This window comes from Blastococcus sp. SYSU DS0510 (assembly GCF_054050835.1).
The window spans coordinates 108,054-132,334 of the sequence record NZ_JBJHAC010000014.1; the positions used below are offsets into that span (position 1 = coordinate 108,054).

The following is a 24,281-nucleotide window of genomic DNA, read 5'->3' on the forward strand; positions in this document are numbered from 1 at the left end:
GCCTCCGGGTGCACCGCTGCACCCCCTCCGACCCGGCACCCCTGGCGGTGCTGCCCACCCGCGCCCCCGTCGGCGCACCGAACGAGACGAGCCCATGTCTTCAGCCCTCGCTGCCCCGTCCACGCCCCGCTTCCGCCGGCCGGCGTGGCTCTCCCCGAGCACCGCCCGCACCGAGGTGCTCGCCGGCCTCGTGGTCGCCCTGGCCCTCATCCCGGAGGCGATCAGCTTCTCCATCCTGGCGGGCGTGGACCCGCGGGTCGGGCTGTTCTCCTCGTTCGTGATGGCCGTGGTCATCGCGTTCACCGGCGGCCGCCCGGCGATGATCACCGCGGCCACCGGCGCGATCGCGCTGGTCGTCGCCCCGTTGGCCCTCGAGCACGGCGCCCAGTACCTGTTCGCCGCGGTCGTCCTCGGCGGCATCTTCCAGGTGCTGCTCGCCGCGGCCGGCGTCGCCCGGCTCATGCGCTTCATCCCGCGCAGCGTCATGGTCGGCTTCGTCAACGCGCTGGCGGTCCTCATCTTCACCGCGCAGCTGCCGCAGCTCGTCGACGTCCCCTGGCTGGTCTACCCGATGGTCGCCGCGGGGCTGGCGATCATCTTCCTGCTCCCCCGGCTGACCGCCGCCGTCCCGGCGCCGCTCGTCGCGATCGTGGTCCTGACGACCCTGGCGGTGACCGCCGGGTGGGAGATCCCCGACGTCGGCGGTGAGGGCCAGCTGCCGGACAGCCTGCCGTTCTTCGTCCTGCCCGACGTGCCGTTCACGCTCGAGACCCTGACGATCATCGCTCCCTACGCCCTCGGCGTGGCCCTGGTCGGGCTGATGGAGTCGCTCATGACCGCCAAGCTCGTCGACGACCTCACCGACACCCACTCGGACAAGACCCGCGAGTCCTGGGGCCAGGGCGTCGCCAACATGGCGTCGGGCTTCTTCGGCGGCATGGGCGGCTGCGCGATGATCGGCCAGACGATGATCAACGTGAAGTCCGGCGCCCGCACCCGCCTGTCGACCTTCCTGTCCGGCGCCTTCCTGCTGGTCCTCGTCGTCGCCCTCGGCGACGTCGTCGCGACCATCCCGATGGCCGCGCTCGTCGCGGTGATGATCTTCGTGGCGATCGCGACCTTCGACTGGCACAGCCTGCAGACGATCCACACCATGCCCAAGAGCGAGACCATCGTGATGCTCGCGACGGTGGTGGTCACGTTGTTCACGCACAACCTGGCCATCGGTGTCGGCGTCGGCGTGCTCACGGCCTGCGTGCTCTTCGCCCGCCGCGTCGCCCACCTGGCCGAGGTCACCAGCGTCACCGACCCCGACGGCGGCACCCGCGTGTACTCCGTGACCGGAGCGCTGTTCTTCGCCTCCAGCAACGACCTGTACAGCCAGTTCGACTACGCGGACGACCCGGAGGACGTCGTCATCGACCTCACCGACGCCCACATCTGGGACGCCTCCACCGTCGCAGCCCTCGACGCGATCACGCACAAGTACGCCACCCGCGGCAAGACCGTCGAGATCATCGGCCTGACCGGGCACTCGGCCGACCGCTTCGACCGGCACACCGGCCGGCTCGCCGGCGCCCACTGACGACGGGCACGCGAGCGGCTGCGCACCTCGATGCGTATGAAGGAGGGATGACCGGGACCTCTCGCGACGAGCTGATGCAGATCGGCCAGGTCGCCGACCTCACCGGGCTGAGCCTGCGCTCGATCCGCTGGTACGAGGAGGAGGGGCTGGTCGTCCCCACCGCCCGCACCGAGGGCGGCTTCCGCCTCTACAGCGCCGGTGACGTCGCCCGCCTCGAGGTGATCAAGCGGATGAAGCCGCTGGGCTTCGCGCTCGAGGAGATGCGGGAGCTGCTCGGCCTGCTCGCCGAACTCGATGCCGGCAGCGGCGACCGGGCGCAGCTGCTAGACCGGCTGCGGCTGTTCCACGAGGCGGCCACCGCCCGGGTCACGACGTTGCGCGAGCAGCTCGCCGTCGCCGAAGGATTCGCCGCCGGCCTCGCCGAGCACCTCGACGCCAGACGCTGACGCTCCAGCTCGGCACGCGGGCACCATCGCGCCTGGACTCCGGGCGGCCCGCCAGCCCCCGCGCTTCGCACGTAGGCAAGCCTCACCTAACCTCTGCCCGTGACCACGGCCGCGCCTTCCGCACGCAGTGCGGTCGACCGCCCGGTCGCCTCCTCCCGTCGGGCGTCCACGGCCCGGCGTGTGCTCGTGCTGGCCCTCGCGGCGGCCGGCGTCGTGCTGCTCGTGATCGTCGCGCTCGCTGTGGGCAGCCTGTCGCTGCCTCTGGGCGACGTACTCGCTGCGCTCGCGACCGCGGACGGCTCGGAGGCATCGGTCGTCGTGCGGGAGCTCCGCGCCCCGCGTGCACTGCTCGCGGTGGTGGTCGGCGCCGCGCTCGGCGTCGCCGGAGCGCGACTGCAGGGCCTCACCCGCAACCCGCTGGCCGACCCCGGCCTGCTGGGCGTGTCGGCCGGCGCCGCGCTGGCCGTGGTCGGCAGCAGCACGGTGCTGGGCATCGGCGGCGCGACCGGTCAGGCCTGGGCCGCCCTCGCCGGTGCGCTGGGCGCCACCGCGGTGGTCTACGTCCTGGCGTCCGCCGGTCGTGGCGGGGCCAGCCCGCTGCCCCTGCTGCTCGTCGGCGTCGCGCTGACCGCGCTGCTGTCGAGCATCACCACCGTGCTCGTCCTGCTCGACGCCGAGACGCTCGACGAGTACCGCTTCTGGGCGGTCGGCTCCCTCGGCGGCCGCGACCTCGGCCTGCTCGGCGCGGTGGCCCCCGTTCCTCGTCGTCGGCGCAGTCCTCGCGACGGTCACCACCCGGACCCTGGACCTGCTCGCCCTCGGCGACGACCTGGCCCGCGGCCTGGGCGCCCGGGTGGCGTGGGGCCGGGCAGGCGTCGTGCTCTCGGCGACCCTGCTGACCGCGGCGGCGGTCGCCGTCGCCGGGCCGCTGGTCTTCGTCGGGCTCGTGGTGCCGCACGTGGCACGGGCGCTCATCGGTCCGGCGCACGGCTGGCTCCTGCCGCTGTCGGCGATGGTCGGCGCCGCGTTGCTGCTCGCCGCCGACGCCGTCGGACGGGTCGTGGCCAGCCCGGCCGAGCTCCAGGTGGGCATCGTCACGGCCGTCGTGGGCGCCCCGTTCCTCATCGCGCTGGTCCGTCGGCGTCGGGTGGTGACCTCGTGACCGAGCTCCGCCTGCGCCGGCTGCCCGGCCGTGCGGCCCTCCACCTGGGCACCGCGAGCGTGGTCGTCCGCCCGCGGGCGCTGGCGGTCACCGCGGTGCTCGGGCTGCTCGCGGTCGCCGTCGGCTGCGTGTCGGTGTCCGTCGGTGACTACCTCGTCCCGCTGCCCGAGGTGCTCCGCGCGCTGGCCGGCGAGGGATCGCGGGCCGGCGTCCTGGTGGTCCAGGAGTTCCGGCTGCCGCGGATCCTCGTCGGGCTGGCGGTGGGCGCCGCCTTCGGCCTGGCCGGCGCGCTGACGTCGTCCGTCGTCCGCAACCCCCTGGCCACACCGGACGTCGTCGGCGTGACCGCGGGCGCGAGCACCGCCGCCGTCGGGGTCCTGCTGGCCGGTTGGCCGGTGCCCCTCCCGCTCGCCGCCCTGGCCGGCGGTCTGCTGGTCGCCGTCCTGGTCGGGGTGCTGTCGTGGCGGGACGGCTTCACCGGTCCCCGGCTGGTCCTCGTGGGCATCGGCATCGGCGCCGCCGCGGCGGCCTTCACCTCCTACCTGATGGTCCGCGCCGAGATCACCGACGCGCAGCGTGCGGTCGTGTGGCTCACCGGCAGCCTCAACGGCCGGGGCTGGGAGCACGTGCGCCCGGTCGTCGCGGCGCTCCTGATCACCGTGCCGCCGGCGCTGGCGCTGGGCCGCAGCCTCGACCGGCTGCGGCTCGGCGACGACCTGGCCCGATCACTGGGGACCCGGGTCGACGCAGCCCGGGTGGGCCTGGTGGCGGTCGAGGTCGTCCTGGCGTCGGTGGCGACGGCCAGTGCCGGGCCGATCGCCTTCGTGGCCCTCGTCGCACCGCAGATCGCGCTGCGGCTGGCCCGGACGCCCGGGCCCCCGCTTGCCGCGAGCGCCGCGGCCGGCGCGCTGCTCGTGGTCGCCGCAGACCTGGTCGGCCGCCGGGGCTTCGCGGTGCTCGGCCTGCCGAGCACCGAACTGCCGGTCGGCGCGATCACCGCGCTGGTCGGTGCGCCCGTCCTGCTCTGGCTGCTCCGCCGTTCGATGAGAGGGAGGACCCGGTGACCGAGTCGCACGTCGCCGCCCCACCGGCCCGGCCCGCGACCGCTGCGGTCCGGGCGGGCGCCCCTGCTGCCGACCGGACGCGGCCCAGCGGTCCGGACCTGCGCGCCCGCCAGGTCGTCCTCGCCTACGACCAGCGGGTCGTGGTCGACGGCGTGGACCTCGCCGTGCCGCCCGGACGGATCACCGTCATCGTCGGCGCCAACGCCTGCGGCAAGTCCACGCTGCTGCGCGGGCTGGCGCGGCTGCTGCAGCCCCGCGGTGGCAGCGTCCTGCTCGACGGCCGGGAACTGCACCGGACCCCGACCCGCGACGTGGCCCGGCGGATCGGCCTGCTGCCGCAGTCGCCGGTCGCGCCGGAGGGCGTCGTGGTGGGCGACCTCATCGCCCGTGGTCGGTCACCGCACCAGCGCTGGTGGCAGCAGTGGTCGGCCGAGGACCAGCGGGCGGTGGACGAGGCGCTGGCCGCGACGTCGGTGACCGACCTCGCCGACCGCCCGGTCGACGAGCTGTCCGGCGGGCAGCGCCAGCGGGTCTGGCTGGCCCTGGCCCTGGCGCAGGACCCCGAGGTTCTGCTGCTCGGCGAGCCCACCACCTACCTGGACATGGCCCACCAGGTCGAGGTGCTCGAACTGGTCGCCGAGCTCAACCTGCGCCGCGGCCGGACGGTGGTCATGGTGCTGCACGACCTCAACCACGCCGCCCGCTACGCCCACCACGTCGTGGCCATGAAGGACGGCCGGGTGGTCGCCGAAGGGCCGCCGGCCGAGGTCGTCACCGAGGAGCTCGTGGCCGACGTGTTCGGTCTCGACTGCGCCGTCGTCCCGTGCCCGGTCAGCGCCCACCCGCTGGTCATCCACCGCGACCGGCACGGCGCTCGCCCGGTGGCCCGGTGACCGCCGTCGGCGACGTGCCGCTGCCCACCTGCACCACCCTGGTCGAGCAGCTCGGCGTCGAACGCGCCGGGACCGCCCCCACGATCCGCTCCTGACTGCTCCTCGAGCACCCCGGGCCGTGGCCCGAGGACGCCCGCGACGCCGCCTTCGCCGCCGCCCTGCCGGCCGACCGGCATGCGCTGCGCTCATGGACCTGTGGAGCTCCCGATGGCTGCGGCCGCTGCTCATCCGGCGCCCCGGCCGGGCGGGACGCCGACCGGCCACCGCCCCGCAACTGCTGATCGGTGCCGCCGGCGCCGGGCAGCCCTGGCTGGAGCGACTGCCCGCCTCGGCGCTGCCCGACCTGGACCTCGAGTCGCTTGCCGACGGGCGCCCGGGCCACGGCGAGCCGATGACCGGCCCGCTGTTCCTGGCGTGCACCAACGGCTCGGTCGACCGCTGCTGCGCCGTCCGCGGCCGGCCGCTGGTCGACGCCCTGGCCACGGCCCACCCCGGGCGCACGTGGGAGGTCAGCCACATCGGCGGCTGCCGCTACGGCGCCAACCTGCTGGTCCTGCCCGTCGCCGCGGCGCACGGCGCGACGAGCCCCGACGACGGGCTGCGGATCGCCGCGGCGGCGCTGGACGGCCGGCTGGACACCGCCAATCTGTGCGGCCTCTGCCCACTCGGCCGCTTCGCGGGGCTCGCCGACGTGACCCTGCGCCGCCACCTCGGTGCCACCACCCCTGACGAGGTGGCCGTGCTGGGCGAGCGTCCGCACGCCGACGCCCTGGACGGTGAGGACGGTGCCGAGCCGGCGGGCGCCGACGTCCTCCTCCGCGCCGGCGAGCAGACCTGGCGCGCCGTCGTGCGCGCCGACGACCTCGGCCCCGCGACCTCGGTCTGCGACGGACCCGAGGACACCACCCCCACCCGATCCGTCCCGGCACTCCGCCGGGCGGGCTGATCGACCGGAGACACCGTGCGCACGCGCTCCCTGTCCATGCCCCTGCTCCTGCTGCCCACCGTGTTCGTCACGGCCTGCGGGGGCGGGAGCACCCCGACCGAGCCGGTCAGCGGCACCGCGGCCGAGACCCGCACCGTCGAGCACGCCGCCGGCACCACGGACGTCCCCGTCGACCCCGAGCAGATCGTCACCACCACCGACCAGAACGCGCTCCTCCCCCTGCTCGAGCGGGGGGTCACGCCGGCCGGCTCCGCCGGGATGGTCGGCGAGGACGGCTCGACGAAGTTCCGCCGCACCGAGGGCTTCGACACCTCCGGCATCGCCTTCACCGGCGCTTACGGCGAACCGAACCTCGGGGCGGTGACGGCGGTGGAGCCCGACCTGATCGTCGGCTACGAGTTCGACGAGGAGTTCTACGACGACCTCTCGCGCATCGCCCCCACCGTGCTGGTGCAGATCTTCGACCGGCCGCTCACCGAGGCCCTCGTCGAGTTCGGCGAGCTCGTCGGCCGGGCCGACGAGGCCCGGGCGATGCAGGCCGAGTACGAGGCCCGGGTCGCCGACCTGCGGGCGCAGCTCGGGGACCGGGTCGACAGCCTGTCGGTGAGCGTGCTGGGTGCCGGCGACCCCGGCACCTTCGGCCGGGGTGACAGCGGTCAGGCCGTGGGCACGGTGATGGACGACCTGGGCCTGCCGCGCACGGCGGCACAGCTGGCCGACGACGGCGAGGAGTCCTACAGCCTGGAGCAGCTCAGCACCCGCGACGCCGACGTCGTCCTGGTGCTGGACTTCACCGGCGACCGCCAGGACCCGGGCCTGACGGCGATGATGGACAGCCCCACCTACCAGCGGCTCGCCGCGGTCCAGGCCGGGCAGGCGCACGTCGTCGACGGGACCGTCACCGTCGGTGCGGCCTGGGCGCGGATGAACAACTTCCTCGACGTCCTCGAGCAGCACCTGCTGCCGGCGCGCGACGACGTCGTCGTCGAGGACTGACCCACGGCCGGGCGACCGCACCGGGTACCGGAGGACCCAGCCGCCCCGCACGTGTGACGATGCGTCGATGGAGCTGCTGTCGGTCGGCGAGGTGGCCGCGCGCCTCGGCGTCTCGCCGTCGGCCGTCCGCATGTGGGGGACCCGGTACGGGCTCGTCGCCTCGGCCCGTTCGGCAGGGGGCCACCGCCGTTACACCCCCGGCGACGTCGCCCTCCTGGAGGCCGTGCACCGGGCCGTCCTGTCCGGCACCGACCCGGCCGCCGCCGCTGCCGCTGCCCAGGGCCTCGACGACGGGGCGGCGGACGTCGGCGCCGGCCGGCGCAGGTCGGGAGCGGGCGGCAGCGTGCTCGCCGTACCGGGGGCCGGCCGGGAGACCCGGGGGCTGGCTCGCGCCGCGGCCCGCCTGGACGAGATGCGTGCCGAGGACGCCATCGTCGCCGCGCTGCGCGACCTGGGCACGCTGCACGCCTGGGACGACGTCGTCCGGCCGGTGCTGGTCGCCGCCGGGGCGCACTGGGAGGCCACCGGCACCGGGATCGAGATCGAGCACCTCCTCACCCAGGCCGTCTCGTCGGCGCTGATCCGGCACGCCGCCGGGCTGCCGGAGCCACCGGCCGACCACCCGGTGCTGCTCGCCGGCGGGCCGCAGGAGGAGCACGTGCTGCCGCTGCACGCCGCCCGCGCGGCGCTCGTCGAACGCGGCGTGCCCTCCCGGCTGCTCGGCCCCCGGACGCCGCCGATCGCGCTGGTGACCGCGGCTCGCCGCACCCGGGCGGCCGCCGTGCTGGTCTGGCTCAGCCGACCGGACGACGAGGCGGTCCGCGGCCTCCCGGAGGTCGCCGCCGCGCACCGGACGGTGCGCGTCCTGGTCGGCGGCTCGGGGTGGGCCGGCGCCGACATCCGGCCGGCCGCCGCGCCGCCGGGGCTGACCGAGGCCGTGGACGCGCTGGAGGGGGCCTGGCGGGCCGGCCGGCGATCGCCCACCCCCGACTGATCGCATGAATCTCGCACAACTTGCTTCGCCGGTGCATGCTCGTGCCGGGGAGGGCCGATCGATTCGGCCCCTGCGACCCCCTTGGCAACGAAGCCACCCACAGGGGTCGTCATGGGCGACAACAACGGGATCGCCATCCCGGAACTCACCGCCGATCAGTTCTCCACCGTGTACAACCTGTTCAGCCTCGTCATCGCGTCGATGCTGTTCACGGCCCTGTACCTGCTCTTCTCGCGGGGGCGCGTAGCACCGCGCTACCGCAACGCGATCGTCGTCTCCGCGATCGTCTGCGGCATCGCGGCCTACCACTACTTCCGGATCTTCGGCAACTTCCCTGCGAGCTACCCGCCGGGCGCCACTGCGGACAGCCCGCACCTGCTCTCCAACGTGGAGTTCAACGAGGCCTACCGGTACGTCGACTGGCTGCTGACCGTCCCACTGCTGCTCATCGAGACGGTCGCGGTGATGGCGCTGGCGAAGAGCGATGCGCGCCGGCTGCTGTGGAAGCTCGTGCCCGCCTCGGCACTCATGATCGTCCTCGGCTACCCGGGTGAGCTGACCACCGAGGTCGGCCCGCGCCTGCTGTGGGGCACGCTCTCGACGATCCCCTTCATCTACCTGCTCTACGTGCTCTTCGTCGAGCTCACCCGCTCCATCGACCGGCAGCCCCCCGAGGTCCGGCACACGATCCGGATGCTGCGGCTGGCGCTGGTCGGGCTGTGGGGCGTCTACCCCATCGCCTACCTGTTCCCGGTGATCGGCGGCGACTTCTTCGGGGGCGCCGACGGCTTCGTCCTCCGGCAGGCGGGCTACAGCATCGCCGACATCCTCGCGAAGGCCGCCTTCGGGTTGGCCATCTACAAGATCGCCCGGGTCAAGAGCGGGCTCGAGGACCCCGCGTACGACGACGACCACGCCGTCCCGGGTCCGGACGACGGCAGTCCCGCCCGACGCCGGGCCGCGACACCGTTCCGGTCTGATCGGCGGCGGTCCGGTGACCGTCGGACGCCGGACCGCCCCACCGGCGGTTCGGCCGGCCGGGAACGACCGGGCCCCGTGCCCCCGGGCCCTGGAGCAACTGCCGGTGCTCTCCCGCCTGCCGGTGGCCGTCCTGGGGGCGCTGCTCGCGCTCAGCGTGCTCGCCCCCGGGACGGCCGCCGCGGTCGCGCTGCCGATCGCGGTGATCGGCGCCGTCCTCGGCGTCCCGCACGGCGCCGTCGACCACCTGGTGCCGTGGTGGTGGGACGGTGACCGCCCCGCCCCGCGGCGCGCCGCCGTCCTCCTGGTGGCCGGCTACGCGCTCGCCGCCGCCGTCGCGGCGGCGGCCCTGCTGCGGGCCCCCACCCCGATGCTGGCCCTGGCCCTGGTGCTCTCCGCCATCCACTTCGGGCGCGGAGAGGTCGTCGCCTGGGCCGAGCGGGCCGGCCGGCCGCTCCCCCGCCTCTCGGCGGACCTGCTGCCGTGCGCCGCGCACGGCCTGGCCGTCGTCGGCCTCCTGCTGTGGCGCGACCCGGCCGCCACCGATCCGTGGCTGCGCCCGCTGTCACCGGTGGTCGCCGATGCGGCCCTCGCGTCCCGGACCGCGGGTCTGCTGCTCGTCGCGGCGCTGGTCGGTGCGGCGACGGCGCGGCTGGCGGCACGCGGCCGCACCCGGGAGACAGGTGAGCTCCTGCTCGTGGCCGCGGTCTTCGCGGTCGCCCCGCCGTTGGCCGCCTTCGGGGCCTACTTCGGGCTCTGGCACTCCGTGCGGCACACCGGGCGACTGCTCGACCTGGCCCGCGCCGCGGGAGCCGACACGGTCTGGCGTCCGGCCGTGCGCCGGCTGGCCCGGGCCGCCGCGCTCCCCACCGCCGCCGCGCTGGCCGCCGTCGCCGCCCTGTGGCTGCTCGGGGACCAGGCGGGGCTGCAGGCGCAGGTCAGCATCCTGCTCGCGTTGACCTTCCCGCACGCGGTGGTGGTCTGGGCCCTCGACCGCCGCCGGACCGGCTGACCGCGGCCGACCCGCCCCCGGACCACGCCCGCCCCCGATGTGCAGCCGGGTTCGCCGGGCGCGCGCTGTCAGGCGTCCGACGACCGGGCGGCGTCGCGATCGGTCGCGGTCAGTGCGGCGACAGCCTCGGGCCGGAAGCCCTTGACGGTCAGGTAGATGCCGAGCGAGAGCTCCCACGCCGCGATCGGGAGGAAGGCGACGGCCGCGATCGGGGAGACCCGGTCGTACACGCCGAAGAAGATCGCGATGTCGGAGGCGAGGAGCAGCGGCGCGCCGAGCAGCCCCACCACGGGGAGGATCCGCGGCACGAGGCCGGACCGGTACAGCACGTAGCCCAGGCAGAGCGCGTTGAAGACGGGCATGAGGCTCTGGCTGAGCAGGAAGGCCCAGTCGTACGTCGCGAGGTGGGTGGCGCCCGCCGTGACCAGCGACGCCGGGTCCGCGCCGGCGGTACCGGAGACGTCGACCCGGAGGGTGACCAGCGAGAGCAGGCTGACGACGCCGACGAGGATGAGGGCGGCCTCGAGGACCCGGGCGGCGACGAACCCGAGGGCCGCCGTCTCGCTCTGCCGCCTGGCGACCCGGAACAGCACCACGGCCGTGCCGATGCCCGCCAGGGCGACGACGACCTCGGCGAAGGCACCCCAGAGCACACCGGTGTGGCTGCCGGCGCCCAGGACGAACCCGGGATCGTCCCGCACCGGGCCGTACAGGAAGAGGGTGGGGATCGAGACGAACGTGAGCAGGTACAGGACGCCGGCGGCCAAGGAGGTCCGTCGCATCGGATCGCGCACCGGTCGGGTCGCTGCGGGGGTGGGCGCGGTGATGGTCATGTCGCTTCCTTCCAGGGGCTGACGGCGAGGGATGACGGCGGGGCCTGGTGGCGCGGCCTGCGCCCGGTCAGGTGGTGTCCCGCCGGTACAGCAGGACGGTCCCCACCAGGAGGGCCAGCCCGGCGTAACCGCCGAAGACGAGCGCGCTCTCGGACCGGGTGAGGGCGACTGCTATCGCCGCAGGGGTGTCGAAGTCGTTGGTGTAGGCCAGCAGCTTGTTGCCGGCGAAGAAGGGCAGGAACCGGGCCACCTCGACCGGCAGGAAGAGGTTGAGCAGGTTCTCGACGACGAACCCCCACACCAGCAGACCCCCGGTGGCGGCCGTGCTGTTGCGCACGACCATGCCGATCCCGAGGCCCAGCACCCCGGACAGGGTGGTGAACAGCAGCGCCCAGCTGATCGTGGCGGCCAGCGCAGAGGTGTTCCCTGCGTCCAGGCCTGCGAGCACCGCACCACCGAAACCGGCGACCAGCCCGGTCACGCCGACGACCAGGCCCAGCGCGGCGGCGGTCGCCGTCTTGGCCAGCGCGATGATCCAGCGCGAGGGCCGCGCGGTCACCGCGGCCGCCAGGGTGCCGTGCTGCACCTCGGAGCCGAACAACAGCACCCCGGCGATCGCCGCGAGCATCCCCGTCACGCTCGTCCAGTAGAAGCCGACCTGGGCGACGACCAGGACCTCGTCGGTGACGAAGGTCGCGACCGCCCAGGAGACGAGCAGGCCCGCGACGAGGGCGAAGGAGAGGATCGCCGCGTTGACCCGCACGGTGGAGGCCTTGATCCACTCGCTCCGCAACGCCGAGAGCACGGACCTGGCGTCGTGCGCCGGTGACCGCGTGGCCGGGGGTGGCCCGTTCGACCGATCGGTCCGCGAACGGTCAGTGGTCGCACCGGTGGTGGTCATGGTCTCGGTCCTCGGGTCGGGGGTGGGTCGGGCGGGTGTCACGACGTGCTGGCGAACTCGGCGGACGACCGCGTCATGTCGAGCAGGCTGTCCTCCAGCGACCGGGAGGTCTCGCTGAGCTCGAGCAGCCGGATGCCGTTGTCGAACGCGATGCGGGAGACGACGTCCCTGGTCGTGTCCCGGACGACGAGCCGGCCGGCCGCGCTCTCCACGGCGAGGCCGTGAGCGGCGAGCAGTGCCTCGAGCTCGACCGGCTGGAGGGTCTCGACGAGGACGCAGACGTCGTTGCGCCCGGTGATCGCCGCGACGGACTCGGCGGCCAGCAGGCGCCCGCCCCCGATGACGACGAGATCGTCGGCGAACATGCTGAGCTCGCTGATGAGGTGGCTGGACACGAACACCGTGCCGCCGCGGCGGGCGAGGCCGTGAGGTGGTCGCGCAGCCAGCGGATGCCGTCCGGGTCGAGGCCGTTGGACGGTTCGTCCAGCAGCAGGACCTCCGGGTCGCCCAGGAGCGCGGACGCCAGCGCGAGGCGCTGTCGCATGCCCAGGGAGAACGTGCCGGCTCTCTTGTCCGCGGCCGGCTCCAGCCCGACCTCGGTCAGCACCTCCCCGACGCGGCGCGACGGGATGCCGCTGAGCGCTGCCGTGGCCCGGAGGTGGTTCCGCGCGGTCCGGCCGGGGTGCATGGAGCGGGCGTCGAGGACGGCGCCGACGGTCCGGGCGGGCTCCTCGAGGTCCCGGTAGTGGACGCCGGAGTAGCGGACGTCCCCACCGCCCGGCCGGGTGAGCCCGACCATCATCCGCATGGTGGTCGACTTCCCCGCGCCGTTCGGACCGACGAAGCCGGTGACGCGGCCGGCGACCACCTCGAAGCTCAGGTCGTCGACCGCCAGGCGGTTGCCGTACTGCTTGGTGAGTGCTGTGACGGTGATCATCTGATCGGCTCCGAGCCGGTAGCTGGGGTGGGGAGGAGGGAGTGGCGGGAGACGCTCACGAGAGCGACATCTGCGGGGTGCGCTCGCCCGGGCCGGCGGCGCGTGCGGTGACCGGCGAAGGCAGGAAGCCCCTGACCACCAGGTACACGCCGAGCGACAGCTCCCACGCCGCGATCGGGAGGGCGGCCAGCCCGTGCACTCCGGAACCCACGTCGTGGGTCCCGAAGACGATCCCGAGCACGGAGGCCAGCATCAGCGGGACCCCGACGAGCCCGATGAGCGGGATGACCCGCGGCACGAGGCCGGACCGGTACATCAGGGTGCCGAGCAGCAGGGCGTTCACGGCCGCCAGGACGTTGGGGCCGAAGAGGAACGACCACTCGTAGACGGCGACCAGCGACGACCCGACGGCGACCAGCGAGGCGTCGTCCGCGCCGGCGGCTCCGGCCACGTCCTGCCGCAGGGTCACGACCGCGAAGAGGCTGACGACACCGATGGAGATGACGGCTGCTTCCAGCAGCCGCGAGGCGACGAACCCGAGCGCCAGGGTCTCGCTCTGCCGCTTCACCACCCGGAACAGCACGACCGCGGTGGCGATGCAGGCGAAGGCGGTGACCACGTCGAGCAGGCCGCCGACGAGGACTCGCGTGTCGGCGCCCGGGCCGACGACGTAGCCGGGGTCGCTCAGGACGGGGTCCAGGAACCAGAACCGGGCGGGGATCGAGGCGGCGAAGGTGAGCAGGTACAGCCCGCCCGCGAGCATCGCCGTCCTCCGCAGGTCCGTCGCCACTCCTCGGGGTGCCGGGGTGCGGTCGGTCGTCGTCATCGGACTTCTCCTTCTGCGGGTCGCGGACCGGGCGGGGCGCCGGCTCCGGGGCGCTCGACCTGGGTGACCGACACCAGCGGCAGTCCGGTGTCCCGCAACGTGCGCAGCAGGCCGTGCAACGCGGCCTGGTCGACGACCGGGCCCTGGATGTTCGTGGTGCCGTCTCGCTCGCGGGTGAGGGTCATCCCGTCGAACCAGGCGGCCCAACGGGACTCGAGGTGTCCTCTGACGCGGATCTCGTAGATCCCCCGCTCGTGGTCCTGGCCGGTCGACATGCTGCTCGCGCCTCCTCCGGCTGACGCGAGCGAACGTAGGGACGGACGTGGTGACCTCGGATCACCAGGTGTGGTGATCGATGTGGTGAGAACCCACCGGCCGGACGCCGGCTACCGCTGACGGAGCGTGGGGCGTCTCGTCATGAGCTCGAGTTCGCCGCCCCTGCGGACCGCGGCCCGGCGGGTGGTGACGCCGAGCTTCGCGTAGATGTGCTTGGTGTGCGTGCGCACGGTGTTCAGCGACACGACGAGCTCGCGGGCGATGTCGGGGCCGTCGAGATCGGTGGCGAGCAGCCGGAGCACCTCGAGCTCACGGGAACTCAGCGGGTCGACCAGGCCGCGCTGGCGGGGGGCGCCGGCGCCCGCGCCGTCGAAGGCGGCCAGGAGGCGGCGGACGTAGCCGCCACCGGTCCCCCGTGCGAGGGCGGCTCTCAGCAGTGCGGCCATGGGCGGCCCCTCGTCCACGAAGATCCGGACGTAGCCCTCGGGCTCGGCGAGCGCCAGGGCACGGTGGAGCGAGGCCGAGGCGGCCGGCGGATCGCCGCGCTCCTGGGCCACCCGTGCCTGGACGACGAGGGTGTCGATGAGGTTGCCGGTCCGCGCTCCGTCGCCCGCCGCGACCAGCAGCCGCTGGAGGAGGCCGGTCGCCGCCACGATCGTGCACCCGTCCCGTTCGGCGGCGTACCCCGCCACCAGCGCCCGCGCCAGGGTGAGGAGCTCGAACTCGCGCAGGTAGCTGGGCTCCTCGTCGGAGGCCAGGCCCCGGTCCCGGGCCCAGTCCAGCGCCTCGGCCCACCGTCCCTGCGCGATCCAGACGCGGGCCCGGAGCGCCGCCACCGGCCGCACCTCCGGGGAGAAGTCACCGACGTACAGGCGCTCCGCTTCGTCGAGGAGATCGAGGGCGGCCTCCCGATCACCTTCGGCCGCGCGGATACGGGCCATCGCGACCCGCCAGCGGTAGCGGTTCTGCGGCAGGCCGGCGTGCTCACCCAGGTCACGGCTGACCAGGAGGTGCCGGAGGGCTCCGTCGAGGTCGTTCCCCTCGCACAGCAGCGCGCTCATGCCCACGTGCATGTCCGCCGCGCCCCGGAGGGGAGGATCGACGCGCTCAGCCCGCTGCAGGCCCCGCTCGAAGGTGGTCATGGCCGCTCGCAGCCGGCCCTGCGTGATCGCGATGTCGGCGAGGACGAGGGCGCCCCCGAGCACGTCGGAGTGGTACCCGGCCTTCGCCAGGCTCGCCATGGCGTCGGTGTACCACCGGCGCGCGGTGTCGAGATCACCACCGGTCCAGTACGCCAGACCCAGGAGCGCGGCCGGAGCCCCCCGCGCGAGGTGGTCGTCCTCGGCGGCGAGCTCCAGCGCCCGCCGGGCGTACGTCATGGTGGCGGGCAGGTCGCCGAGGATGAGGGCTCGTCCCGACCGGTACATGGCGATCGAGCTCGGCAGCGCCCGGTAACCGGCCCGGTCCACGACGACCATGTCGCCGGACGGTCGGCCCGAGTCCGGGCCGGCGGCCGACCACCGCTCCGCCGCGTCCAGCTTCTCCTGCACGCCTCCGAGCTCGCCCCGGGACATGAGGGACCCCACGTACCCGATGGTCAGCACGGGGCGGCATCCGAAGATCTCCTCGGGGAGGGCTTCGAGCCACCGCCGCAGCGTGGCCTCCTGCCGCGCCTGACGCAGGGTGGGGACGGCGAGCTCGATCAGCGCCGCCGCCCGCTCGAAGTCCTCGGCGTCCAGCGCGTGCTGGACCGCCTCGGCCGGCTCGCCGTTCTGCTCGCACCACTCGCTCGCCCGGCGGTGCAGCTGGGGGACGCACTCGGGTTCCTCGTCCAGGAGGCGGGCGCGGAGCACGTCGGCGAACAGGTGGTGGTAGCGGTACCACCGGCGGCGGTCGTCGAGCCGGACGACGAAGAGGTTGGCCCGGTCGAGGGTCTCGAGGGTGGCCTTGCCGCCCTCCTGCCCGGTGACGGCATCGCACAGCCCGCCGCTGAGCCGGCTGAGGACCGACGTCCGCAGCAGGAAGGTCCGGACCCGCTCGGGTTGCCGGTGCAGGACCTCCTCGACCAGGTAGTCGACGATGTAGCGGTCGTCGCCGGCAAAGCCCTCGATGAAGCCGGCGGCGTCGGCCCGGCCCTGCAGGGAGAGAGCCGCCAGCTGCAGCGCCGCGATCCACCCCTCGGTGCGCTCCTCCAACGTGGCGACGTCACCGGGTGCCAGCTCCAGCCCCATGCCGTGCTCCAGGTACGACGCGACCTCGGCGCGGGTGAAGCGCAGATCGGCGACCCGCACCTCGACGAGGTCCGCGCGAGCGCGCAACCGGGCGAGCGGGAGCGCGGGGTCGGCCCGGGTGGCGATCACCAGGTGGAGCTGGGGAGGGAGGTGCTCGAGGAGGAACGCCATCCCGTCCTGGACGTCGCGCGCCTCGACGAGGTGGTAGTCGTCGAGCACCAGGACGACGTCGTGCGGGAGGACGGCGAGGTCGTTGAGCAGGCTGGACAGGACCGCCTCCGTGGACGACCGGTCCGACCGCAGGAGCGTCAGCGCACCGGTGCCGACCGCGGGCTCCGCCGCCTGCAGCGCGGTGACGACGTACGTCCAGAACAGCGCTGGGTCGTTGTCGCGCTGGTCGACCGAGAGCCACGCCACCGACCGACCCTCGGCCGCACCGGTGGACGACCACTCCGTCAGCAGCGTCGTCTTCCCGAACCCGGCCGGAGCCGACACGAGCGTCAGCGGCGACTGCGCCCCACGGCTCAGGCGCTCGCTGAGCCTGGGGCGCGGCAGGAGGCCGCGCCGTCCCGCGGGGATGTGGAACTTGGTCTCGAGCAGCGGACCTGCCATGACCACCTCGTCGGGGGACCGGCTCGCGCCGTGGATGCGCGGACGGGCTGCCTGCGGCACGCCGGTGTATCCCCAGGACGTCATCGTGTCAGCCGGGGTGTCGGCTGTCGATGGCCTCGCCGCCGGACCGTCCGGCCAGGACGAGGGCGACTACCCCGCTCGGGCGGCGATCCCGTCCAGGATCCGACGGAGGCCCCAGAGGTACTGCTCGGTCGCGATGAAGCCCGCCATGGTGCCCGCCGCGGCCGCGCTTCGGGGGAAGTGCTCCACCGGTGTCGCGGCGAAGGCGGCCTGGCGGGCGGCGACCCGTTCGGATTCCGGTGGCAGCGGGCCGGCCCGGTGCACGTCGGCCACCTCGAGGGCGATCGCGCCGAACACGTAGACGATGAGCAGGTAGGACGCCCGTGCGGCCTCCGTGCGGTCCAGCCCGGCATCGGCGAGCAACTCCAGCAGGTGCTCGTTCAGCGCCAGGGCGTGCGGCCCGTCCAGGGGACCGCCGATCATGAGGCCGACCGCCCCGGGATGGGCCGACAGGTGCGCCCGCAGGTCCAGCGCGAGGGCCTCGACGCGCTCGCGCCAGGGCCGGTCCCGGTCGGCGAAGACGTCGTGGTCGACCTCTCCGAGCAGCCGCTCGACGAGCGCCTTGATCACGGCGGCCTTGTCCGGGAAGTAGGTGTAGACGGCGTTCGGCGCGACACCGACCCGCGCCGCGATGCGGCGCAGGGATGCCGCCTCCGCCCCGCCCTCGTCGAGGAGGCCCAGGGCCGCGTCGAGGATCTCGGCCTCGGTGAGCGCACGCCGCGGACCGCGGCGAGCTCGTGCAGCCGGCGCAGACATCCGTGCGCTCTACCCCCTTGACGTCGGTGCCCACACGGTAGAAGCGTCCTGCACGCCGTACAGAGTCTGGACGCCGTCCAGGATTGCGGCGCGACGACACGGAAGGTCCCGATGTCCACCCCCCAGCTCGACCCCGTCAGCGTCCCGCCGATCGAGGAGACCAGCGGTCCGACGATGCGTGCCGTCGTCCAGACGGGTTACGGCCCCGCGCCGGAGGAGGTCCTGCGGGTGGCCCGGATCGACCGGCCCGCCATCGGGGACGGCGAGGTGCTGGTGCGGGTGCACGCCGCGAGCGTGGACAGGGGCACCTGGCACATCATGGCCGGCCTGCCCTACCCCATCCGGCTCGCCGGGTTCGGCCTCCGCCGTCCCAAGTACGCCAACCCCGGCCGGAGCCTCGCCGGCACCGTCGTGGCCGTGGGCGGCGACAGGACCGTGTTCACGCCGGGCGACGAGGTGTACGGCACGTGCAACGGCTCCTTCGCCGAGTACGCGGCCGCCCGGGCCGACCAGCTGGCTCCCAAGCCGGCCAATCTCACGTACGAGCAGGCGGCCGCCGCCCCCATCTCCGCCGTCACCGCCCTGCAGGGCCTCCGTGATCGCGGCCGGGTGCAGCCGGGGCACACGGTGCTGGTCATCGGCGCCTCCGGAGGAGTCGGCACGTTCGCCGTGCAGATCGCCAAGGCGTTCGGCGCGGAGGTCACCGGCGTGTGCAGCGCCGGCAAGGTCGACCTGGTCCGCTCTCTCGGCGCGGACCACGTCATGGACTACACGGACGGCGACGGCGGCGACGGCGGCGACGGCGGCGAGCGCTACGACGTCGTCCTCGACACCGGCGGGCACCGCTCTCTCCGCCGGCTCCGCAGCAGCCTCACCCCCCGCGGAACGCTCGTGATCGTCGGCTCGGAGACCGGCGGACGGTGGCTCGGCGGCGTCGACCGGACGCTCCGCGCGATGCTGCTGTCGCCGTTCGTCGGCCAGCGGCTGACCCCGCTGGCCAGCACGGAGAACGCCGCAGACCTGATCGTCCTCACCACGCTGGTCGAGTCCGGCCAGGTCACCCCGGTCGTCGACCGGACCTATCCGCTCGAGGAAGCGGCTGCCGCCGTCCGGCATCTGCTGGACGGCACGGCCAGAGGCAAGATCGTCGTCTCCGTCTCCCCCAGCGGCATGCAGACACCGCCCTCAGGGAGCACGCCATGACCGATCCCCGCACGCCCTACCCGGTCCGCGTCGACGCGGCCCTGGACCCGCACCTGTCCCGCTGGCTGTGGCTGGTCAAGTGGCTGCTGCTGATCCCGCACGTCGTCGTGCTGTTCTTCCTGTGGGTGGCGTTCGCCGTCGTCACGGTGATCGCGTTCTTCGCCATCCTGTTCACCGGCCGCTACCCGCGGTCGCTGTTCGACTTCAACGTCGGCGTGATGCGCTGGTCATGGCGGGTGCACCACTACGGCTACTGGGCGCTGGCCACCGATCGCTACCCACCGTTCACCCTCGCCGACGTGCCGGACCACCCCGCGCACCTGGACGTGTCCTACCCGGAGCGGCTGTCCCGAGGGCTGATCTTCGTGAAGTGGCTGCTGGCCGTCCCGCACTTCCTCGTGCTCGCGGTCTTCGTCGGCGGTGGCTTGTGGCTGGGCACCCGGGCCGGCGACACGGACGGCTGGAGCGACACCGCGAATGCGGGCGTGTCCCTGGTCGGCCTGCTCGTCCTGATCGCCGCGGTCGTGCTGTTGTTCACCGGTCGCTACCCGGAGCCGGTCTACGACTTCGTCATGGGCATGGACCGGTGGGCGCTGCGCGTGGCGGCCTACACGGCGCTGATGACCGACCGCTACCCGCCGTTCCGGCTGGATACCGGAGGCGCCGACCCCGGCACCGTGCCCGCCGGCCCCGTCCCGCCCGCCGGCCCCGTCCCGCCCGCCGGCCTTCCGGCCGGGCCCCCACCGTCCCCGGTGTCCACCGCCCGGTGAACCGGTAGGTCGAACCCACCGACCCGGGAGACGGTCCGGCCCGCTCCTGGCCGGCCCACTCCTGGCCGACCTCGGCCACGACGTCGCTGCAGGACGAGGCCGGGGGGTCCGCGTGCTCGGCGGCATCCCTGCTGGTCGCACCGGCGGCAGGACGGGACCCGGGTCAGCCGGCGCGGCGCCGCGAGCCCAGCGCCAGCACCAGGGCGGCGACGCCGGCGAGCAGGCCGAGCCCGCCGACGACGAGGGCGGTCACCGCCAGCCCCGAGCCGTCGGAGGTCTGCGCTGCGGATGCCTCGTCCACGTCCGTCGACGCCTCGGCGGCACCCCCGCCGTGGTCGGCCGCACCGGTCGGCGTCAGCACGGGGGCCGGGCTCTCCGGCTCGTCCTGCCCCTCCACGGTCGGCTCGATCCAGGCCTGCTCCGTGCCGTCGTCGTAGGTCTGGATCGCCGGGAAGGTGAGCTCGCCCACCTCGGGGATCGGACCGGCGCTGATGGAGAAGCTCTGGTACTGCCCGGGCGCGATCCCGGCCCCCGGGTCGGCGGTCCAGGTGATCTCGCTGACCGCCTCGGTCACCTCGCTCCCGTGCACCTCGACCGGCGGGTCGACCGGCCCGGTAGTGGTCGTCGCCGTCCACCCGGGCACCGGCTTCACGCTGACCGAGGCGAGCGGGGTCTCAGCGGGGATCTGGACCCGCAGCGAGACCGTCGACGCCGTGTCGCTCTCGTTCGGCACCCGGAAGGTCAGCTCCCCGAAGCCGCCGGGGGCGGCATCGCCCGAGGACACCCGGACGTGCGCCGAGGCCGTGCCGGCACCGGCGGCGAGGACCACCGCCGTGGCGAGAGAGGTCGCGGCGAGCGCGCGGACAGGACGGACGGGCACGGGCGAGCTCCTTCGTCTGCCGCCGGCCCAGCGGGCTGCCGGGCCGTGCGGTGGTCCAGTAGTCGCTCCAGCCCCCCGCGGAGTTCCCGCGCCCGGGGCGTGCGTGACCACGACCACTCCCCCACGCACGGTGACGAACGACTCACCGGCCAGACCCTGACGTGAGGGACGGGTGACCGGCACACTCTCGGTGAGCCCGGCGCCGCGGTCGCCGGCACCGACGCCCTGGCCCCCCGGCGGCGTCCCTGCCCGGCGGCGGCGCCCCGCACCGCCGGTGCACCGGCGCACCTCACCCACGACCCGCACCGCTGCGGTGCCGCACCCCGCGCCCCCGTCGGCGCACCGAACGAGACGAGCCCATGTCTTCAGCCCTCGCTGCCCCGTCCACGCCCCGCTTCCGCCGGCCGGCGTGGCCCTCCCCGAGCACCGCCCGCACCGAGGTCCTCGCCGGCCTCGTGGTCGCCCTGGCCCTCATCCCGGAGGCGATCAGCTTCTCCATCCTGGCGGGCGTCGACCCGCGGGTCGGGCTGTTCTCCTCGTTCGTGATGGCCGTGGTCATCGCGTTCACCGGCGGCCGCCCGGCGATGATCACCGCGGCCACCGGCGCGATCGCGCTGGTCGTCGCGCCGCTGGCCCTCGAGCACGGCGTCGAGTACCTGTTCGCCGCGGTCGTCCTCGGCGGCGTCTTCCAGGTGCTGCTCGCCGCGGCCGGCGTCGCCCGGTTGATGCGCTTCATCCCGCGCAGCGTGATGGTCGGCTTCGTCAACGCGCTGGCGATCCTCATCTTCACCGCGCAGCTGCCGCACCTGGTCGACGTCCCCTGGCTGGTCTACCCGATGGTCGCCGCGGGGCTGGCGATGATCTTCCTGCTGCCCCGGCTCACCGCCACCGTCCCCTCGCCGCTGATCTCGATCGTCGTGCTCACGGCGCTGACGGTGGCCGCCGGCTGGGCGCTGCCCGACGTCGGCGACCAGGGCGAGCTGCCGGACAGCCTGCCCTTCCTCGGCATCCCGGCCGTCCCCTTCACCTGGGAGACCCTGACGATCATCGCGCCGTTCGCGCTCGGCGTGGCCCTGGTCGGGCTGATGGAGTCGCTGATGACGGCCAAGCTCGTCGACGACCTCACCGACACCCACTCGGACAAGACCCGCGAGTCCTGGGGCCAGGGCGTCGCCAACATGGCGTCGGGCTTCTTCGGCGGCATGGGCGGCTGCGCGATGATCGGCCAGACGATGATCAACGTGAAGTCCGGCGCCCGCACCCGCCTGTCGACCTTCCTGTCCGGCGCCTTCCTGCTGGTCCTCGTCGTCGCCCTCGGCGACGTCGTCGCGATCATCCCGATGGCCGCGCTCGTCGCGGTGATGATCTTCGTGTCGATCGCCACCTTCGACTGGCACAGCCTGCAGACGATCCACCGCATGCCCCGCAGCGAGACCACGGTGATGCTGGTGACCGTCGCCGGCACGCTGCTCACCCACAACCTCGCGATCGGCGTGGGGGTCGGCGTGCTCACCGCCTGCGTGCTCTTCGCCCGCCGCGTCGCCCACCTCGTCGAGGTGACCAGCGTCACCGACCCCGACGGCGGCACCCGCGTGTACTCGGTGCACGGCGCGCTGTTCTTCGCCTCGAGCAACGACCTCGTCTCCCAGTTCGACTACAACGGCGACCCGGAGGACGTCGTGGTCGACCTGTCGAACGCGCACGTCTGGGATGCCTCCACCGTGGCGGTGCTCGACGCGATCACCCACAAGTACGCCACCCGCGGCAAGAGGGTCGAGATCGTCGGCCTCAACGGGCACTCGGCCGACCGCTTCGAGCGGCACACCGGCCGGCTCGCCGGGGCGCACTGATGCAGGTGACACGCGCCGGCCTGCTCCAGATCGGCCAGGTCGCGGAGCGGACCGGGCTGAGCCTGCGCACCATCCGCTGGTACGAGGAGGAGGGGCTGGTCGTCCCGACCGCCCGCACCGAGGGCGGCTTCCGCCTCTACAGCGCCGGTGACGTCGCCCGCCTCGGGGTGATCAAGCGGATGAAGCCGCTCGGCTTCGCGCTCGAGGAGATGCGTGAGCTGCTCGGCCTGCTCGCCGAACTCGATGCCGGCAGCGGCGACCGGGCACAGCTGCTGGACCGGCTCCGCATGTTCCACGAGGCGGCCACCGCCCGGGTCACCGCGCTGCGCGAGCAGCTCGCCGTCGCCGAGGGCTTCGCCGCCGGCCTCGCCGATCAGCTCCACGCCCGGGGCTGAGGCCCGCCCGCCCGGGGCGGCCGGTCCCCGCGGAACCGGCCGCCACGGCGGTCAGACCCTGGTGTTGCGCTTGGTCCACCCCCAGGCGGCGGTGGCCAGGAACAGCACCACGCCGATGACGAGGAGCCAGAACAGCCCCTCCACGACCGCACCGACGACGGCCAGCACCAGCCACACGACCAGCAGCAGCCCGATCAGTCCGAGCACGGGATCCTCCTCCCCTCGGCGCGCAGCCGCCCCGCGACCGCGCGCACGTCCGACGTGCTGGTGACCCCCGGTCGGCTACCCGTTCGGGGGGACCGCCATGCGAGGCGCCTCCCCGCCGGACCGGCGGAGGCGTCAGGATGGGCGCGTCGAGGCCCCCGGCACGGGCCCGCGCGCAGCGGAGGGGGTGGGGCATGACCGAACCGCCGCCGATCCGCGCCGCCGGGGCGCACCCCGCGACGCCACAGCTCGCGGACAGCCGGGCGGCGCTCTTCCATCGGGAGGCGGTGATCGCCGGGCGGCTGCTGGTCATCGGGCTGGCCGCGCTGGGCGTCATCTGGCTGCTGCTCCAGGTGCAGTTCGTCGCCGCCGCCGCCATGCTCGGCCTCGCCCAGGTCGCCATGCTCTGGCCGATCGCCCGCTGGCTCCGGAGCCACGGCGTCCCTGCCGTGCTCGCGGCGATCCTCTGCGTCATCGGCTACCTCGCCTTCTTCGTCAGCGTGCTCACCTTCCTGGTGCTGCAGCTGATCGTGGCCTGGCCCGGCCTCGTCGCGGCGAGCGCCGACGCGATCAACGAGACGACGGCCTGGGTCCAGGCGCGGACCGAGGACATGAACAACGCCGGGCTCGACCAGGTGCTCGAGCAGCTGGAGTCCTCGGTGGGCACAGCCGCGTCGGGGCTCGGGAGCGCGGCCGCCCAGGGGCTGAACGCGGTGGGCAACGTGACCACGGTCCTGCTGATCGCGCTCTTCTTCACGATCTTCGCGCTGACCAGCGGCGACGCGCTGTGGCGCCAGTTCGTCCGGGCACTGCCCGTCGAGCACCGGTCGCCGGTCGACGCAGCCTTCCGCGCCGGGCTCCGCACCGCCGGCGCCTGGTTCTACGCCTCGACCGCCACCGGGCTGATCGACGGCCTGCTGATCGGGCTGGGGCTGTGGCTGCTCGACGTCCCGCTCGCCCTCCCCATCGGGGCGCTGACGTTCCTGCTCGCCTACGTCCCCCTGGTGGGCGCGACCATCGCCGGCGCCGTGGCGGTCGCGGTCGCCGGCGTGACCAACGGCTGGGACACGGCGCTGTGGGCGCTGCTGATCGTCGTCCTGGTGCAGCAGATCGAGGGCAACGTGCTCGCCCCCCTGCTGCTGTCCCGGGCGATCAGCTTCCACCCGCTGGTCGTGCTGCTGCTGACCACCGGAGCCGCCTCGGCCTTCGGACTGCTGGGCCTCTTCGTCGCGGTCCCGGTGGCCGGGGTGCTGGCGGCCGCCGTGCAGGGCTGGCGGCGGCAGGTCGGCCGTCGGTCGGAGTGGCAGCCGGACGACGGCGAGGCCCCGGGCGGCGAAGCTGCCGTGGGGGGGGGGGGGGGGGGGGGGGGGGGGGCGCCCCCCCCCCCCCCCCCCCCCCCCCCCCCCCCCCCCCCCCCCCCCCCCCCCCCCCCCCCCCCCCCCCCCCCCCC

At 74.3% G+C, this 24,281-nt stretch carries 25 protein-coding genes and 2 pseudogenes; 17 read left to right on the top strand and 10 right to left on the bottom strand.

Translation table 11 applies throughout. The annotated features are described in order from the left end of the window. Window positions 1–94 precede the first annotated feature (94 nt). The 11 genes and pseudogenes from ACI79P_RS13165 to ACI79P_RS13215 all read left to right on the top strand — a co-directional run bounded on the left by ACI79P_RS13165 (window position 95) and on the right by ACI79P_RS13215 (window position 10,076). The gene (locus ACI79P_RS13165) at window positions 95–1,585 is read left to right on the top strand and encodes a SulP family inorganic anion transporter (protein ID WP_456581505.1); all 1,491 of its coding nucleotides are present in this window, start codon (window positions 95–97) and stop codon (window positions 1,583–1,585) included. Between the two features lie 47 nt (window positions 1,586–1,632). Next, window positions 1,633–2,031 (top strand): MerR family transcriptional regulator, encoded by a 399-nt coding sequence (locus ACI79P_RS13170; protein ID WP_456581506.1) that lies wholly within the window; start codon window positions 1,633–1,635, stop codon window positions 2,029–2,031. 240 nt (window positions 2,032–2,271) lie between these two features. Further along, window positions 2,272–2,724: pseudogene (locus ACI79P_RS13175) on the top strand (iron chelate uptake ABC transporter family permease subunit); the annotation flags it as partial. Between the two features lie 115 nt (window positions 2,725–2,839). Further along, entirely contained in the window at window positions 2,840–3,193 is a 354-nt protein-coding gene (locus ACI79P_RS13180) for an iron chelate uptake ABC transporter family permease subunit (protein ID WP_456581525.1), read from the top strand. Next, window positions 3,190–4,257, top strand: coding sequence for a FecCD family ABC transporter permease (locus tag ACI79P_RS13185; RefSeq protein WP_456581526.1), 1,068 nt, complete (start codon window positions 3,190–3,192; stop codon window positions 4,255–4,257). The genes ACI79P_RS13180 and ACI79P_RS13185 overlap by 4 nt, the downstream gene beginning before the upstream one ends. Further along, window positions 4,254–5,150 (top strand): ABC transporter ATP-binding protein, encoded by an 897-nt coding sequence (locus ACI79P_RS13190; protein WP_456581507.1) that lies wholly within the window; start codon window positions 4,254–4,256, stop codon window positions 5,148–5,150. Before ACI79P_RS13185 ends, ACI79P_RS13190 begins: the two co-directional genes overlap by 4 nt. Window positions 5,151–5,337: 187 nt before the next feature. After that, complete coding sequence (locus tag ACI79P_RS13195) at window positions 5,338–6,096, top strand: sucrase ferredoxin (protein ID WP_456581508.1); 759 nt, start codon at window positions 5,338–5,340, stop codon at window positions 6,094–6,096. Window positions 6,097–6,111: 15 nt separating this feature from the next. After that, on the top strand, window positions 6,112–7,092 hold the full coding sequence (locus tag ACI79P_RS13200) for an ABC transporter substrate-binding protein (RefSeq protein WP_456581509.1): 981 nt from the start codon (window positions 6,112–6,114) through the stop codon (window positions 7,090–7,092). A gap of 67 nt (window positions 7,093–7,159) precedes the next feature. Next, the gene (locus ACI79P_RS13205) at window positions 7,160–8,086 is read left to right on the top strand and encodes a MerR family transcriptional regulator (RefSeq protein WP_456581510.1); all 927 of its coding nucleotides are present in this window, start codon (window positions 7,160–7,162) and stop codon (window positions 8,084–8,086) included. Window positions 8,087–8,197: 111 nt separating this feature from the next. Continuing rightward, on the top strand, window positions 8,198–9,337 hold the full coding sequence (locus tag ACI79P_RS13210) for a bacteriorhodopsin-like (RefSeq protein WP_456581511.1): 1,140 nt from the start codon (window positions 8,198–8,200) through the stop codon (window positions 9,335–9,337). After that, window positions 9,267–10,076, top strand: coding sequence for a Brp/Blh family beta-carotene 15,15'-dioxygenase (locus ACI79P_RS13215; RefSeq protein ID WP_456581512.1), 810 nt, complete (start codon window positions 9,267–9,269; stop codon window positions 10,074–10,076). The genes ACI79P_RS13210 and ACI79P_RS13215 overlap by 71 nt, the downstream gene beginning before the upstream one ends. 68 nt (window positions 10,077–10,144) lie before the next feature. On the opposite strand, the gene ACI79P_RS13220 is transcribed toward ACI79P_RS13215, so the two are convergent. From ACI79P_RS13220 to ACI79P_RS13235, 4 genes and pseudogenes are all read right to left on the bottom strand, one after another. Continuing rightward, window positions 10,145–10,909 (bottom strand): DUF4386 domain-containing protein, encoded by a 765-nt coding sequence (locus ACI79P_RS13220; protein WP_456581513.1) that lies wholly within the window; start codon window positions 10,907–10,909, stop codon window positions 10,145–10,147. Between the two features lie 67 nt (window positions 10,910–10,976). Further along, window positions 10,977–11,714, bottom strand: coding sequence for a hypothetical protein (locus tag ACI79P_RS13225; RefSeq protein WP_456581514.1), 738 nt, complete (start codon window positions 11,712–11,714; stop codon window positions 10,977–10,979). Window positions 11,715–11,848: 134 nt separating this feature from the next. After that, a complete protein-coding gene (locus tag ACI79P_RS13230; protein WP_456581527.1) occupies window positions 11,849–12,205 on the bottom strand; it encodes a hypothetical protein in 357 nt (118 codons plus the stop codon). A gap of 104 nt (window positions 12,206–12,309) precedes the next feature. Beyond that, window positions 12,310–12,678, bottom strand: a pseudogene (locus ACI79P_RS13235) (ATP-binding cassette domain-containing protein); the annotation flags it as partial. Between ACI79P_RS13235 and ACI79P_RS13240 the strand changes: the two are divergent. Beyond that, window positions 12,617–12,751 carry a hypothetical protein gene (locus ACI79P_RS13240; protein WP_456581528.1) on the top strand — a complete coding sequence of 45 codons (135 nt, stop codon included), beginning with the start codon at window positions 12,617–12,619 and terminating at the stop codon, window positions 12,749–12,751. The pseudogene ACI79P_RS13235 and the gene ACI79P_RS13240 sit on opposite strands and share 62 nt — an antisense overlap. Before the next feature lie 51 nt (window positions 12,752–12,802). On the opposite strand, the gene ACI79P_RS13245 is transcribed toward ACI79P_RS13240, so the two are convergent. From ACI79P_RS13245 to ACI79P_RS13260, 4 genes are all read right to left on the bottom strand, one after another. Beyond that, the gene (locus ACI79P_RS13245) at window positions 12,803–13,573 is read right to left on the bottom strand and encodes a DUF4386 domain-containing protein (protein ID WP_456581515.1); all 771 of its coding nucleotides are present in this window, start codon (window positions 13,571–13,573) and stop codon (window positions 12,803–12,805) included. Beyond that, a complete protein-coding gene (locus ACI79P_RS13250) occupies window positions 13,570–13,848 on the bottom strand; it encodes a hypothetical protein (protein ID WP_456581516.1) in 279 nt (92 codons plus the stop codon). Before ACI79P_RS13250 ends, ACI79P_RS13245 begins: the two co-directional genes overlap by 4 nt. A gap of 111 nt (window positions 13,849–13,959) precedes the next feature. Further along, on the bottom strand, window positions 13,960–16,776 hold the full coding sequence (locus tag ACI79P_RS13255; protein ID WP_456581517.1) for a LuxR C-terminal-related transcriptional regulator: 2,817 nt from the start codon (window positions 16,774–16,776) through the stop codon (window positions 13,960–13,962). Window positions 16,777–16,842: 66 nt separating this feature from the next. Then, window positions 16,843–17,529, bottom strand: coding sequence for a TetR/AcrR family transcriptional regulator (locus ACI79P_RS13260; protein ID WP_456581518.1), 687 nt, complete (start codon window positions 17,527–17,529; stop codon window positions 16,843–16,845). Between the two features lie 111 nt (window positions 17,530–17,640). Between ACI79P_RS13260 and ACI79P_RS13265 the strand changes: the two genes are divergently transcribed. After that, window positions 17,641–18,732: an NAD(P)-dependent alcohol dehydrogenase gene (locus ACI79P_RS13265; RefSeq protein ID WP_456581519.1), complete on the top strand. Its 1,092-nt coding sequence runs from the start codon at window positions 17,641–17,643 to the stop codon at window positions 18,730–18,732. Next, window positions 18,729–19,502, top strand: coding sequence for a DUF4389 domain-containing protein (locus ACI79P_RS13270; protein ID WP_456581520.1), 774 nt, complete (start codon window positions 18,729–18,731; stop codon window positions 19,500–19,502). The genes ACI79P_RS13265 and ACI79P_RS13270 overlap by 4 nt, the downstream gene beginning before the upstream one ends. 163 nt (window positions 19,503–19,665) lie before the next feature. On the opposite strand, the gene ACI79P_RS13275 is transcribed toward ACI79P_RS13270, so the two are convergent. Then, on the bottom strand, window positions 19,666–20,382 hold the full coding sequence (locus ACI79P_RS13275) for a YcnI family copper-binding membrane protein (RefSeq protein ID WP_456581521.1): 717 nt from the start codon (window positions 20,380–20,382) through the stop codon (window positions 19,666–19,668). Between the two features lie 359 nt (window positions 20,383–20,741). Between ACI79P_RS13275 and ACI79P_RS13280 the strand changes: the two genes are divergently transcribed. Together ACI79P_RS13280 and ACI79P_RS13285 are read left to right on the top strand one after the other, a co-directional pair. Continuing rightward, window positions 20,742–22,232 carry a SulP family inorganic anion transporter gene (locus ACI79P_RS13280; protein WP_456581522.1) on the top strand — a complete coding sequence of 497 codons (1,491 nt, stop codon included), beginning with the start codon at window positions 20,742–20,744 and terminating at the stop codon, window positions 22,230–22,232. Beyond that, entirely contained in the window at window positions 22,232–22,627 is a 396-nt protein-coding gene (locus ACI79P_RS13285) for a helix-turn-helix domain-containing protein (RefSeq protein WP_456581523.1), read from the top strand. Before ACI79P_RS13280 ends, ACI79P_RS13285 begins: the two co-directional genes overlap by 1 nt. A gap of 51 nt (window positions 22,628–22,678) precedes the next feature. On the opposite strand, the gene ACI79P_RS13290 is transcribed toward ACI79P_RS13285, so the two are convergent. After that, on the bottom strand, window positions 22,679–22,834 hold the full coding sequence (locus ACI79P_RS13290; RefSeq protein WP_236828110.1) for a hypothetical protein: 156 nt from the start codon (window positions 22,832–22,834) through the stop codon (window positions 22,679–22,681). Window positions 22,835–23,025: 191 nt separating this feature from the next. Here ACI79P_RS13290 and ACI79P_RS13295 point away from each other — a divergent pair. Next, window positions 23,026–24,281, top strand: a 1,256-nt coding sequence (locus ACI79P_RS13295; protein WP_456581524.1) for an AI-2E family transporter, incomplete at its 3' end; no start/stop codon positions are given.